Source organism: Campylobacter concisus (assembly GCF_002165785.1).
Taxonomy (GTDB): domain Bacteria; phylum Campylobacterota; class Campylobacteria; order Campylobacterales; family Campylobacteraceae; genus Campylobacter_A; species Campylobacter_A concisus_W.
In genome coordinates this window covers 10,707-23,313 of sequence record NZ_NDYO01000004.1, presented here as the reverse complement: position 1 = coordinate 23,313, position 12,607 = coordinate 10,707, and the positions used below count along the sequence as shown (strand labels likewise).

At 40.7% G+C, this 12,607-nt stretch carries 15 protein-coding genes; all 15 read right to left on the bottom strand.

The features are described 5' to 3' along the window. Nucleotides 1–34: 34 nt before the first annotated feature. Entirely contained in the window at nucleotides 35–469 is a 435-nt protein-coding gene (locus tag B9N62_RS02755; RefSeq protein WP_021090517.1) for a Dps family protein, read from the bottom strand. A gap of 150 nt (nucleotides 470–619) precedes the next feature. After that, complete coding sequence (locus B9N62_RS02750; protein WP_021090898.1) at nucleotides 620–997, bottom strand: rhodanese-like domain-containing protein; 378 nt, start codon at nucleotides 995–997, stop codon at nucleotides 620–622. 514 nt (nucleotides 998–1,511) lie between these two features. Then, on the bottom strand, nucleotides 1,512–2,066 hold the full coding sequence (locus B9N62_RS02745) for a putative peptidoglycan-binding domain-containing protein (protein WP_087584274.1): 555 nt from the start codon (nucleotides 2,064–2,066) through the stop codon (nucleotides 1,512–1,514). A 10-nt stretch (nucleotides 2,067–2,076) separates the two neighbouring features. Continuing rightward, the gene (locus B9N62_RS02740) at nucleotides 2,077–2,433 is read right to left on the bottom strand and encodes a phage holin family protein (protein WP_087584273.1); all 357 of its coding nucleotides are present in this window, start codon (nucleotides 2,431–2,433) and stop codon (nucleotides 2,077–2,079) included. Between the two features lie 97 nt (nucleotides 2,434–2,530). Then, the gene (locus B9N62_RS02735; RefSeq protein ID WP_087584272.1) at nucleotides 2,531–2,779 is read right to left on the bottom strand and encodes a hypothetical protein; all 249 of its coding nucleotides are present in this window, start codon (nucleotides 2,777–2,779) and stop codon (nucleotides 2,531–2,533) included. Next, nucleotides 2,760–3,110 carry a hypothetical protein gene (locus B9N62_RS02730; protein ID WP_087584271.1) on the bottom strand — a complete coding sequence of 117 codons (351 nt, stop codon included), beginning with the start codon at nucleotides 3,108–3,110 and terminating at the stop codon, nucleotides 2,760–2,762. The genes B9N62_RS02735 and B9N62_RS02730 overlap by 20 nt, the downstream gene beginning before the upstream one ends. A gap of 1 nt (nucleotide 3,111) precedes the next feature. After that, entirely contained in the window at nucleotides 3,112–3,708 is a 597-nt protein-coding gene (locus tag B9N62_RS02725; RefSeq protein WP_087584270.1) for a DUF7338 family protein, read from the bottom strand. Next, complete coding sequence (locus B9N62_RS10460; protein WP_180382148.1) at nucleotides 3,671–3,820, bottom strand: hypothetical protein; 150 nt, start codon at nucleotides 3,818–3,820, stop codon at nucleotides 3,671–3,673. The genes B9N62_RS02725 and B9N62_RS10460 overlap by 38 nt, the downstream gene beginning before the upstream one ends. After that, nucleotides 3,804–4,169 carry a hypothetical protein gene (locus B9N62_RS02720; protein WP_087584269.1) on the bottom strand — a complete coding sequence of 122 codons (366 nt, stop codon included), beginning with the start codon at nucleotides 4,167–4,169 and terminating at the stop codon, nucleotides 3,804–3,806. The genes B9N62_RS10460 and B9N62_RS02720 overlap by 17 nt, the downstream gene beginning before the upstream one ends. An 11-nt stretch (nucleotides 4,170–4,180) precedes the next feature. Then, on the bottom strand, nucleotides 4,181–5,155 hold the full coding sequence (locus B9N62_RS02715) for a gp53-like domain-containing protein (RefSeq protein ID WP_087584268.1): 975 nt from the start codon (nucleotides 5,153–5,155) through the stop codon (nucleotides 4,181–4,183). Nucleotide 5,156: 1 nt separating this feature from the next. Next, nucleotides 5,157–8,882, bottom strand: coding sequence for a TipJ family phage tail tip protein (gene gpJ, locus B9N62_RS02710; RefSeq protein WP_087584267.1), 3,726 nt, complete (start codon nucleotides 8,880–8,882; stop codon nucleotides 5,157–5,159). After that, the gene (locus B9N62_RS02705; RefSeq protein WP_021087189.1) at nucleotides 8,869–9,231 is read right to left on the bottom strand and encodes a hypothetical protein; all 363 of its coding nucleotides are present in this window, start codon (nucleotides 9,229–9,231) and stop codon (nucleotides 8,869–8,871) included. Before B9N62_RS02705 ends, gpJ begins: the two co-directional genes overlap by 14 nt. After that, nucleotides 9,228–9,839 (bottom strand): DUF1833 family protein, encoded by a 612-nt coding sequence (locus tag B9N62_RS02700; protein WP_087584266.1) that lies wholly within the window; start codon nucleotides 9,837–9,839, stop codon nucleotides 9,228–9,230. The genes B9N62_RS02705 and B9N62_RS02700 overlap by 4 nt, the downstream gene beginning before the upstream one ends. Then, complete coding sequence (locus tag B9N62_RS02695; RefSeq protein WP_087584265.1) at nucleotides 9,836–10,171, bottom strand: DUF2460 domain-containing protein; 336 nt, start codon at nucleotides 10,169–10,171, stop codon at nucleotides 9,836–9,838. Before B9N62_RS02695 ends, B9N62_RS02700 begins: the two co-directional genes overlap by 4 nt. Beyond that, the gene (locus B9N62_RS02690; RefSeq protein WP_087584264.1) at nucleotides 10,168–12,555 is read right to left on the bottom strand and encodes a tape measure protein; all 2,388 of its coding nucleotides are present in this window, start codon (nucleotides 12,553–12,555) and stop codon (nucleotides 10,168–10,170) included. Before B9N62_RS02690 ends, B9N62_RS02695 begins: the two co-directional genes overlap by 4 nt. Between the last annotated feature and the right edge of the window lie 52 nt (nucleotides 12,556–12,607).

Genomic DNA, 12,607 nt, shown 5'->3' with positions numbered 1-12,607 from the left:
TGTTTAGATATAGCGGGAAAGCTCCCGCTAGTAGTTATTTGCTAAGTGTTGCGTTTAGCATCCAGATCGCTTTTTCAAATTTTGCGATTTGATCTTGTGCATACATTTGAGTTGTTGTATCGCCTTCTGCAAGCTCATCAAGCTTTTTAAACTCGCCCAAAAGGTGTTTATAATCAGCCAAGACAATCTCTAAAACCTCTGTTGGAGTGTAAATTTCTTTTGGCTCGTGTTTGATATGAGTAACTTTTGCTAGCTCCTCAGCCTTAACTATAGGTCTGCCACCAAGCATAAGAGCTCTCTCAGCTGCATCGTCAAATATCTCACTCATATCTTCATAAGCTTTTTCTGTGTATTCATGAACGCTAAAAAATTGAATACCTTTTACATTCCAGTGAAGATCGTGAAATTTAATATAAAGTGCATTTGCATCAGCCTGAATAACATTTAATTGTAAAATAACTTTTGACATTTTGTCTCCTTCTTTATTATAAATATGATGAAATTATATATAGCTAGAGTTAATCGGTGGTTAATCAAATAATAAATTTTATTATTTGATATAAAATTTGACTACAAAATAAATTTATATTATAGTCAAATGTAGGATTACAAAATTTGTTTATTTTTTATAAGGCGTAGTTTTATAGCCTTGCTCGATCAAGCTACTCATACCTCCATCTAAATTTATTATCTTAAGATCTGAGCTATCTATCGCTGCGGCTGCTGCCGTACTTCTTCTGCCGCTTCTGCAAACAAGAGCAATAGGTTTTTTAATATCAACTGCCTTTGAAAGCTCCTCCAAAAATGCACTCTTATCATTTGGATTAAAAGTTATAGTCTTTGCACCTGCGATAACACCAGTCTCTTGCCACTCAGATGGAGTTCTTATATCGATAATCTGATCATATTTTTTGATCTCATCTGGGCTTATATTAACGGTTTTAACATCAGCTGACAACATACAACAAACAGCTCCTAAAAGTAAAATTTTTTTCATCTACTCTCCTTAAATAAATTTTTGAAATGTTAGCACGAATTATTAAATATATAAAAATTTTTGTTGATAAAATTTATTAGTTTAGATAAAAATTAATAATATAACGTGTTAATAAAAACTAAATCTACTACAAATACATCTATAGATAAACCGACTAGATTGATAAAAAATATATCTGCTTACCATTACACATTTTTTATAAAAATTTTTCTTTGATTTTAGTTATCTTATTTGTATATCACTTATGATCTTATTTTTAAAAGTTTATTCTTTTTATTTTTCCCTTAACCTGTGTTATGCCGATCTTCATAAGAATATTTTTTATAAATTGCTATATCTTAATTATATGTTTTAGTATATACCTATTTGAGTATTTTGTATTTTATAAAGATAATTATATGATGGTGTCCCCAACAAACTTTTAATAATATTAACAAAATATCGTTTTAATCGTAGTTTGTAGCGACGTTGTAAAAAATAGGTCAGTAAAAAACTCAGTAAAAGCTATTTTTGCCTATACTTTTTCGGCTCTATTAATCCAGCCTCTTTCATAAACATGATATTCAGGTCTTGCTTTTACTAGATTTCTATAATAAGCAATCTCTGCCCTATCAAAATCAACATCAAAGGCTCGCTCGTCGTAGTTGTTTAATGCTTTAAGAGTCTGAACACCCATAATGCCATCCACCACCACACCTAAAAGCCTTTGTAAAACCCTAACTGCTGGCACTACATCTACGTTTACACCAAAAATAAAAAGCTCACACGCTTTTAATTCACTATCTACCTCGTCAAGCCTCATTTTGTCCCAAAATTCTTTTTTATAAAATATTTTTACTTTTTCGATTAATGTGTCATCATTGTATAGGGCGACGCTAGCCTTTTCAAGATCGCCGTATGTGTTTATTGCCGCCCTAACTTGCCCCCAGCCTTGCCAACTTGGGTGAGCAGCTTCATAAATACCCATAAAAGTTAAGCCTTTTTCGTTTGGGTTTTTGTGTAGGGCGTTTTTAGGGCTGTTAAATTCTAGGCTCATTAATGTATAAAATGCGTTAGTAAAATTTTTCATTTTTTATCCTTTAAAAATTTAAATCTCTTGGCGGTTTAGATTGGAAGTCATCAAGGCTTTCAAAACTACTGATCTTTTTATCTATTGCTTTATCAACCACTGCACATATCCACGCTGTGCCGCGCCAGGCAAAAAAGCCACCTACTGCAAGACTAAAGCGATCATTATTATTTGTAAAAAATGATGTTATTTCAAAAAATATCCAACAAATAAATCCTGAGCTAATAGTGCCGACTATAAAATTTAATACTTTACGCCCTCTATTTATGGCTTGTTCTTTGTTGTTTATAGACCCTAGCGCTCCACCTAAAAAGCCGACAACTACAACCCAAAAATAAATGCCTACTTTGTTTATAAGATCATCCATTATCCGCCTCTTTTTTTAAAATTTATATGTAAAAATATACATTATTAGGACGGATAATATTATTTCTACTACAACCATCTTATTTAGCCAAAAGGCTTTAGTCTTTTTTATGATCGCTTCCATTTACACACCCTTTTAATAACTCTTCACATGTCAAAAAATAGCCCATAAGCTCTTTTGCACTTTCTAAATTTTCAGGGCTAAATTTTGGCTTTGTTGGCATTTTTTCAATGCACGCCACTGGCACATATACATCTTGATATTGCGTTTTTACGATTACTTCAGGCTTTGCGCCACAACCGATTAAAATAAACGCCAAGATTAGGCTACTTACTATTAGCTTCATTGAGTAGCCTTTCGTAAAAGTTTAGTTTTTCCTCGCAGGCGGCGTCCTTGATAGGCACTGCCACACGCTCAATTTTAGTTATCACACGCTCTTTTATCTTAGCTTCGTCTTGTTTTGGCACACTTAGCGCCTTTAGGCTTGTGTTTGCTAGCTCGATTTTTGCGTTACATGTTTCCAAATTAGAAACAACTACGGCATTGCTTGCCTCTTTTAGTGCTATCTTTCTGGTTAGCTCATCTATCTTATCGGCTGCGCTATTGTTTAGCCAATAAAGCACGCCAACGACAAAGCTCAAAAACAAGATAGCCCCTATATAAAATTTATCGCTCATTTCACACTCTCTTAAACGGATTTACACACCACACACTTTTTAGCACTTTCTTATCATCTGCTTCAAGATATGTGCTTTTGTTCTCTTCATTCATCCCACATATGTCCATAAGCTTCCACCCTAGATATATCCTGCAATAAAACTTAGATTTGCCATATCTTATTTCTTTGTAATAACCAAAACGCTCACGTCCATCTTTCATCTTGCAAGTCACTAGACACTGGGTGCTTTTTGCTCCTTTGTTTTCTGTAGCTAGAGTATCACCGACACTTTTAACACTGCTTGCATCTATATCTTCAATCCTGACGCCTAGATACTTCGCACTAAAGTTTCCTATCCTGTTACGATATAACCAACAAAGCCTAGCCCAATAAGTTTTATTTTTGCCGTTTGGGAAATGCTCGTTTTTCCAGCCGTCGTCTCCGTTTATGCCGTAGTCGTTCTCATCAAACCACACCGCCCACTTTGGTAAGCGTTCGCTTTTCTCATCACAAGCTAGCAGAGCGATAGGCACTACGATAAAATGCAGTATTTCGATAGGTAACTCAATAGCTACATTTTTAAGAATTTGTAGTTTTTGCTTTTTCGTCAGTTTCATTTTTCTTTTCCTCTTGATACTTTGGGCTCGCAGGGCAACCGCTCCAAGGGCAGTTACCTTGTTTGTCTAGCTTTGAGCTGCATATCTCGCAGCGCTTAGTTTTCTTTTTCATCTTTGTTTTCTCCTTTTTCTAGGGCTTGTTTTTGGGCTAATAGCTCTTTGTATTCCTCGCGAAGTTCAGGCAATACGGCGTCGTTGCCAATAAGTATCGCTCTACGGATGTCGTTCTTGGTTTCTTTGATTTGAGCTTCTAGCTCGGCTTTTTCGTCCTTTTCTTGCTCGACTTCTATCCTGACTAGTTTTTTATTTTTCATATCTACGCTATTTGCATTTTCGTTTAGAGCTCTTAGCCAGTCCTCGTCCGAGATTTCAATATTAGGCGTTGGGATAGTATCATGGATTTCGTCATCGTAGTATCCTAGTATCATTTTTTCTTTTTTATCATAATGGGCGTATTTCATAGTTTCTCCTTTTAATATCCTATTGCAATCCAGTATGCAGGATATGCACTATCTGCATCGGTGTTTTGAATAGTGAATTTTTCCTTGAAAAATCCATTAACATGCAAGGAACTGATAGCGTTGTTCGGACTTGGCAGTCCAGGCGTTGCCACTACCGATAGTGCCCAGTTTGGAAAAACTATAGGGAACATTATCTCTCTTGCTTCGCCTACGCCTAGATTTTGAGTTTGCCCCCATTGGAGTATAAGCCCCATTGGTAACCCAACCCAGCCACTTGTACCCACACTGCCTCTTGAAAGTCCTAGTGCCTCCTTGAACTTTGCTAGCGTTGCAAATCTCATGTGAGACAGACTATCCTCGCTTGCTTGTGCATTTCGAAAACATATCTCGCTATTTGCATCAAGAATCTTGTCTTGAGCCTCTGTTCTCATTAGAAAATGATCTGCCGTTATCCATCTTCCTACAAAGTCTCCGTTTACATCACGTCTTACTAAAGTATTGCCGGAAGAATTAGATGTCGCCTCTTTTAGTATGTCAAGATTATATCCATCGGCAGTAACTACCTCTTTCCATGGATGCCAGCCACGATTGAGATTGTTCGTGCGATAAAATATCGGTTTCGTTCCGTCCTGAGATATTTGAACTATTGTCTGTTTGATCCAGTTTGCATCTACGCGCTCTACTATAACGTGAGCGTGTTTCGAGCCACCGTAAGGCTGTGGAAATGTACCTGTAGTCTGCTCATTGGTTCTCCAAAAACCAGCAAGCATAGTGGTATCATCGAGATTTGAGATGATGGGAGCATTGTCTGCTCCTATACCGGACAATGCCTTTTGCACGAAAGACGAGCTATCAAGTCCGTCTAGCTTGTCGCTATCGGCGGCTTTGGCGGTTGAGTCGAGCTTTGCTGCATCCAAATCGTTAAAAGCTTTATTTATCCGCTCTCGCACCTCTCGTCCTGTGCCATTTTTTATGTCTATTGGCATTTTAATATCCTTTTACAAAGTAGTTAAATTCTCGCACTACAGCGATACCATTCTTGTCTATAATTTTTATCATAAATCCTCCTTTGGTTTGATTTGATAAAATAGCGTCGTCCCCTGCCACCGCGTCTAGTATTGTGATCTGCACCTTGGGGGCTGTGCTAAAATATGTTTTATACGCGATATTTATTACACCGCTTGCTGCACTTTGTGCGCTACCGCTCTCGAATTTGTCGGGCACATCTATTTCATAAGAATATTCGCTAACCGTAGGTGAGCTAAAAATATTTTTACTACTTAAAACTAGGCGCATTTTAAATGCCTTAGCTAGATAACTAACGCCGTTTCTAAATATTTTGTATTCGCTGAAATTCGCGCCGTCGATGCTTAACGCGATTTGCTCTATAGCGCTTATGTCTTCGTTTTTAAAGCCGTCGAAATTTATTAAGTCGTCCACGCTAGGCGCGGTATCGAAATCATTTAGGATGTTTAACCCGCTGTATTTTAGGCTGGAAGTTATCTTACAAGACGCTGGCGCGTCAAGGGTGCAAACGTTCGCGCTATCGTAAATTCCCCTCGAAGTAAATCCAAAAGGAGCGTCAAACGACGGCGCATTGTCTACGTTTAGCGTATCGTCGAACAGTCCGAGCCCGTCCAATGTCAATTCGCCGTCTGAATTCGCCGCGCCTTTTTTTGCTCCGATCCAAGTTTTATGTTCTACGCTCTTAAATATTACATTTTTTTCTAGCGTATTTGCTTCGTCCACAATAAACGTCGTAGGCGTAGCACTCATTATTTTAGCCCCACCGCTAGTCACGTAAAATGCCGCGATCTGATATGTCCCGCTATTAAATATTCTAGCGCTAGTATCGCTCGTGACAGCTATTAGTTGGCTATTATCCCAAACCTCGCCCCGTCTTATTTCGTAGCCTATTTTTCTATCGAGGCTATTTATCTCTCCCCAAACTATATTTAAAGCGTCGTTTTCATAAAACGTATTTACGCTATTTACGTTTTCTAGGCTGGCCGTAATTGCCGTGACGCTAGAAATGGCGCTTTTTACGCCGCTAGTATCTACGGCATAAATATCATAAATGACGGAAATGCCTGTTATAGGCGTCACAAAATTTAAGGCTTGCGTAGTCTCCAAAAATACGCCGTCTTTGTAAATGTGAAACTCTTTAAAATCTAAAGGACTATCGTCGTAACTCCAGCTTAACGCCCAATCATCCATTAGCTCGACCGCTTTTAGATTCTCTACCGGCCCCGGCGGGTAAAGCTTGCCTAAAACGTTATAAGTTTTACTTGCGCTATTGCCTACACCGTCTTTTACCGTTATTTCGTAGGTTTCGCCCTCTTTGGCTTCAAACTCGAATGCGCTATTAAAGACCTTTATCGTTCGTTCTTCGCTAGCGCTTTTGTAAGTTACGAAATAAAACAGCGAATCGCCGCTCCAAGCTAGAACTAGCATAGTTTTTATATTTTTGGCCGTATCGTATTTTAAATATTCGCTTATTCTTAGATTACGCACGCCCAGCGACGAATAATCCGTAACGCTTATATTTTCCCTATCGTCGTAAATATCCTCGTTGTATTCTATCGCCGTAATATGGCGCGTAAATTCGCCCGAAGTAGCTATCTTTAAAATTCGGTATAATTTAGAAGCCTTATTAATCTCGCCGAATGCGTAGTTGTCGTATTTTCTAAAGACGCTTCCGTTTAAATTCAGCCTTAGTTTATTCGGAGCTAGGATTTCTAAAATCTCAAACTCTTTGATCTCGTTTACGTCGTTTTTGATTTGAATAGCGTATTTTACGCCGCCTACGGTATCTAAATCTCTATCTAAAATAACGAAATCCGCGCCGCTATCTTCTAGCAATCTACCGCTAAAGCCGTATTGAGGCGTATCGTGGCTAACTTTGATAATATCGCCGTATCTGCAAACTAAACTATCTTTGTCGGCTTCAAACTCTATCGTTTCGGTTAGATAGCGATTACAATTTAAAGTAAAGCGTCCATAAGCCCTAGCCTGAGCCTCGTCCGTGCAGCCTACCAGCGTAACGGAGCTTTTATTGCTTACGCGCGAATTACCGGCGGCTATTTGTCCGACCGAAACGACGGAAGGCTCGTAATCTTTATTTTTATCGTAATAAGTTATCTCGATAAAATTCGCCCTATCTACCAAAGGAAGGAAATTTTGCTTAAACGTATCGCTTAGTATATTTCCCATACCGAACAAAAAGCTTTGAGCGGGAATTAGCCCCGCTTTTTCTATTATTACGTCGAATTTAGAACCCGCTTGAAGCACGGACGCGCGACCTAGCAAGCTAACCGTATCTAAGGCCTTTCTAACGCTTAATTCGCTATCGAATACGATATTACATCTTAAGCTCTTTTCTTCGCAAAAATTAGCCCATTCGTTAAAACTAGGCATTATGCGCGAACTCTCCACGCCGCTATCTTCTAAAATTTTACGGCAGATATGAGAGGGATTATCGCTATTAGCCGTTACGACCGCGCTAATCCTAGGCGCTCCGCCGTTTAGCTGATCGGTCGCTAACGCCCTAATAGCTAGAAGCGCGGTTTTAGGATAAATAAAATCGTCGCTTACGGTTTCGGTTACGTATTCTAAAAAACAATCGCTTGCGTAACGGCTGCCGGTATTGGGCGCGGTTTCGAATTTAGCCCTAATGTTATATTTATTGGGCGGTAAGTTACCCACCCTAAAGACTCGCCTAAAAGTAGAAGTCTGCGCAGCTGAAATGGTTTGCCCCGTTATCGGCGTCCAGTTTTTGCCGTCGGCGGAGTATTCTACTCTCACGTTTACCGAGTATCCGTCAAGTCCGCCTTTATCGTTAGCGTAATAAAGCCCGCGCGGGAAAACTAGAGTTACGGATAGGCTCGTTACGAAATTACCGTCCGTTTGCGCTAAAGAGTAAGATAAATCGGGGTTTAGCTTTTTGCCTATGTTCTTATCGTAGCTCGTATCGTTAAAATTAGAGATTATATTTTGGTTATTAAGCCCGTTTCTAATCTCATAAGTTACGCCTTTAAAATTCTCTATCGGCTCGTCATTTATCTTAATCTCTCGTATATCTTTAATCTCACCGTCGTTTAGCGCATAAAGACCATTAAAATATTGCTTATCGCCATCGCTAATTATATGCGAAGCGATTAACGGTGGAGTTATTTTATGTGTCCCAAAAACTTTAGGCACTACTTGAGCCTGCATAGCTTGGTTTGTAGGCTTATTCCAGCCGTAGGTATTGGAGTTTTTAAAATCCATTCTATCAAAGCCAGGCATAGATGGTTTAGGCATAATAGCACTTAATAGCAAATTGCCAGCCACAGCGATACCAGCGGCTAGCGCGTACGTTCCAAGCCCCGCGGCCATAGCTCCCGTTCCGCCTATGACGGTTCCTAACATGCCCGCAGCCGCATAAGGCGCGGCGATAGCTATCGCGATAGAAGCCACGATGCCTAGAATCTTTTTACCGCCTCCGCCTCCGCCTTTAGGCACAATAGCGATATTTACTACGTCGCCGTTTTCAAGCTCGAAAAAGCCGCTTTGTATAACGCTATTTTTAGAAATTACGAGATCGTAAATTTCGTTATCGTATTTTAATTCTTTTAGGACTTCGTCGATATTTTTATACTCTCCGCTAGCTAGTATCGTTCTATCTAAGGGATTTAAAACGTTATTATAGGTTATTATTTTATTTTCGGTCATAATAGCCCTCTATCAACTTTTCGTAATTAGCTAGCCGTTCTACGATAGCGCCCGTTTGCGACGTGGTATGTAAAATATGCTCTTCGTCGATTAAATATCCGAAATGCGTTACTATTTTAGGGTGGTTTATGTCGTAACGCAAAGCTACGCAGACGCCTTTGCGCTTTTCTACTCTATGCCAGTTTTTCGAAATTTCGTCTAGAAATTCGCTAAATACGAGTTTAGCTCTATCGTGCGGAGCGCGCGCCGGCGGTATGATTACGCCGCGCTCTATCTCGTAGCACTTTCTCACCAAAGCAAAGCAGTCCATTTCCTCAAACGGAGCGCCTATTAAATCCCTTATCGTCATTTCTTATACCCGCCTATAATTCCCAAGAACCCGCCGAAGCGCGCCGAATTATTTTTAGCCCTGCAGCTAGCCAAGGTTTTGTCGCAACTAGTTTCTGGTCCGTTATAACCGCACTCTTCGCCTTTAAATTTAAATACGCAATAATCCTTATACATCTTGCGCGGCGGATAGCTCATATTAAAGAGATTGCCCGCGCCCAAATTAAAGGTTACGGCCTTACTATCGGAGCTAAAGTCGGTAAGCTCGAAAAACTCCTCAAGCACCGGCTCGCTTAAATCTTTAGTATTTATCACGTAAATTTTTGCTTTAATAGTAGAGTTTTCCGCGCCGCGCGTTTTTAAATAATTATCGTAAGAGTTTATATAATTTTGCATAGCTCGGCTAGTGTTATCGATACTTAGATTAAATTGCGGTATTTCGCCCTTAGCCGTTTGGATTTCGCCTATACTAAAAGGAAACGCCACGAACTCTTCCCCTCTAAAGGTTATATTCTCGCTATTGTTTATTATGCGTACCGTAGGCGTTTCGGGGATAAAAATTTCAAGTCCAACCAGTAAGATACTGTCGGTAGCTAAGGCGTTTAAATCTTTTATCGTGCTTAGTTTCATATCTCTACTATCTCCACTTTTACCGCGCAGTGGCTTTGCATATTGTCATCGGCTTTTAAATCGTCCATAGAAAATACGCAAATTTTAGTTTCGTCCTCCAGCGGATAACGAAATTTAAAAGCCTGCCCTTGATTTTCTACGAAAAAATCTCTTAAAATTTTGAACTGCTCCGCGTTTAGGGCGGGGTAATTTAAACTATACGAGCTTTTAGGCTTAGTCCATTTTTTACGCGTTATCGTATAGCCGCCGTCGCTTGAGCTTCTATGCGTAGGATTGCGTAAGGTCCTCGACGAACCTACGACGATCGGCGGATAGCTAGGATAAGTATTCACGCTAATAACCCCCTTAAAGTTTCGCGCGAGCCTAAAATGTTTTTACTCACGCCGTTTAAAACTAAAGATATGACCCATTCGCCGTCGTTTCGCCTTACCGCGGCGTTAGATACCTTTACGTCCTCTCTGGTTTGATTTATTACTTCTACTTTTACGTTATTTAAAGACGCTCCGACCTGCGCTTTTACGCCTAAGTCGCCGTTAGAAGTCCTTGTTAAAGGCATAATAGCCTCTGGACTACCGCCGTTTTTCTCGCCCATTACGCCGATGTCGGGAATACCGCCTTTAGCGAATTTAAAGAAAGTCGGTTTGCTTACGATTGAGTTTGCGTAGCTATGCAGATCGGGGCTATTAAATACGCCACCTTGTGCCGCTTGAGTAGCATTTAATACGCTTGCAAATCCTCCAGCGGGCAAAGCCTGATGCTTTGGAGTAGCCTCTCCAGACATTCCTGGTAACATACTCGTGACCGAATTGATTAACGGCTGGATTATCATCATCTTTACTATTTGCCTATAAATTTGCCCTAAAATATCCTGCGCTAAATCGCCGAATTTCATAAAGCGATCGGACGAATAATCAAAGAAATTACCCATAGCGCTTTCAAGGCTATTTAACCCGCTATGCATAATCTGCCCCCAGGTCGAAGCGTCGAATATTTGTTTTTGATGTAGGGCGTTTTCTAAAGCTACGGCCTTATCGTAGTATTCTTTATTTATCTCGCCTTTTTTTAGCATAGCGTCGTATTGTTCTAAAGCGTGTGCGCGCTCTATTTCTATAAGTTCGATCCGTCTAGCCGTTTCGTCGGTTATTAGCTCCGTGCGGCGTTTAGCTAGATTAAATTCGCGGTCTTTTAGTTGCAAATATTCGTTAATGGCCTTGATTTGTTCTTGCTTGGTTTTTTCTTGCTCCGCCATCTTATTTTTTGTCTCTTCGGCGTCTATCTTTGCTAGTTCGTTTTTTCTATATTCCGCGATTTTATCCGGACTTACGCCGAGCGCCGTCCACTCTTGAGCTTTCCTTGCGACGTTATCTCTTTTTTTTTCGATTTCGCTCATTCCGCTTTGGGCTATCTCTAAAAGCGCTCTGTTTAGGGCGCTTATTTGCTCTTTCGTTTTGGTCGCTTGCGTGCCCGTATTTTTGACACTCTGCCTAATCCCCTCGAATTTTTCGTTTATTTTCGGTGCGGCACTTGACATAGTGTCCTCAGCTATGTCTTTTAGCAGTCCTTTTATTGTTTCTTGGACCAGGTCAATATTTTTTTCTGTTTCTTTGTAGTGTTCTAAAAGTTTGCTTGACAGATTAGTAGAAATATCTATGCGCCCAAATCTAGTCTCGCCGCCCCACAGAGAAGCTATCGAGTTATACGCTTCCTCTGCTTCGGCAATCATAGAATTTAGACCGTTAGATAGCGTGGTGGTAGCCGTATCGATTGCTAAAGCTATCGCGGTAGGTATTGCGCTAAATACTTTATCTACGGCAAGCCCCAGCCAGATGACTGCCGTTCCCATAAGCTGAAAGCTACGATATACGTCAAGTCCAAACTCGACAATGTTGCTGCGGTTATCCTTTATCCAATCGGCTATTTTTTCTAAGCCCTGCGACATCCCGCCCGTCGCGCCTGCGGCTTCGTTAAACTCTGCCACCAAAAGCGACATTTCAGTCTTTAGATCGGTAAATGCCTTGCCGACGGTTACGGGCATTTGAGTAAAGTCTTTGTCAATCTGATCGCTCATTTTTAAGAGAGCGCCTGATACTGCTTCGGCCGTTAATTTACTTTGTCCGCCCAGCTCTTTTAGTTTTCCTATCGGCACGCCTAGCCCGTCGGCGAGATAGCGCATAAGCGTCGGCGAAGCCTCGGCGATAGAGTTAAATTCGTCGCCTTTTAACGCGCCGCTACCCATAGCTTGACCGAATTGCTTTATCGCGGCGGCGGCTTCCTCGGCGCTCGCTCCGCCTAATTGCAAGGCTTTAGTAAAATTTGAGGTTACTTTGTTTATATCCTCAGTGCTTTTGCCGAGGTCTTTAAGTGCTGGAGCAAGTTTAACGTATAGGTCGGTAGTGTCTTTTATGTCGGCGTGAGTGTCTCTAGCGATAGCGTGCATCGCCTTTTGTTGTGCAGTAAACTCCACCATTGAATCTGTCGCCTTTTTTAGGCGCGAGCTCATCAGGCTCATTTCGTCCGAGATTTGCACAAATTCGCGCACTATCATAGAGCCTGCGATTGCCCCGATAGCTGTTTTTAGGGTAGCAAAAGCACCAGACAGCTGCGCCGCCGACTTCTCGGCTTTTTTCGCTTCGTTACTTACGCTGTTTAAATCGCTTTTTAGCTTGTCCGCCCCCTCAACTTTAGCGCTGATGATCAAGCTAGCAACTTCGGTCATAATTAGCCCCTTTTTTAATCTAGGGCAAATTGTATATGAAATTTAAGGGGTG

Coding starts and splice junctions, on each gene's coding strand:
- B9N62_RS02755 (WP_021090517.1), bottom strand. CDS start 469: ATGTCAAAAGTTATTTTACAATTAAATGTTATTCAGGCTGATGCAAAT.
- B9N62_RS02750 (WP_021090898.1), bottom strand. CDS start 997: ATGAAAAAAATTTTACTTTTAGGAGCTGTTTGTTGTATGTTGTCAGCT.
- B9N62_RS02745 (WP_087584274.1), bottom strand. CDS start 2,066: ATGAAAAATTTTACTAACGCATTTTATACATTAATGAGCCTAGAATTT.
- B9N62_RS02740 (WP_087584273.1), bottom strand. CDS start 2,433: ATGGATGATCTTATAAACAAAGTAGGCATTTATTTTTGGGTTGTAGTT.
- B9N62_RS02735 (WP_087584272.1), bottom strand. CDS start 2,779: ATGAAGCTAATAGTAAGTAGCCTAATCTTGGCGTTTATTTTAATCGGT.
- B9N62_RS02730 (WP_087584271.1), bottom strand. CDS start 3,110: ATGAGCGATAAATTTTATATAGGGGCTATCTTGTTTTTGAGCTTTGTC.
- B9N62_RS02725 (WP_087584270.1), bottom strand. CDS start 3,708: ATGAAACTGACGAAAAAGCAAAAACTACAAATTCTTAAAAATGTAGCT.
- B9N62_RS10460 (WP_180382148.1), bottom strand. CDS start 3,820: ATGAAAAAGAAAACTAAGCGCTGCGAGATATGCAGCTCAAAGCTAGAC.
- B9N62_RS02720 (WP_087584269.1), bottom strand. CDS start 4,169: ATGAAATACGCCCATTATGATAAAAAAGAAAAAATGATACTAGGATAC.
- B9N62_RS02715 (WP_087584268.1), bottom strand. CDS start 5,155: ATGCCAATAGACATAAAAAATGGCACAGGACGAGAGGTGCGAGAGCGG.
- gpJ (WP_087584267.1), bottom strand. CDS start 8,882: ATGACCGAAAATAAAATAATAACCTATAATAACGTTTTAAATCCCTTA.
- B9N62_RS02705 (WP_021087189.1), bottom strand. CDS start 9,231: ATGACGATAAGGGATTTAATAGGCGCTCCGTTTGAGGAAATGGACTGC.
- B9N62_RS02700 (WP_087584266.1), bottom strand. CDS start 9,839: ATGAAACTAAGCACGATAAAAGATTTAAACGCCTTAGCTACCGACAGT.
- B9N62_RS02690 (WP_087584264.1), bottom strand. CDS start 12,555: ATGACCGAAGTTGCTAGCTTGATCATCAGCGCTAAAGTTGAGGGGGCG.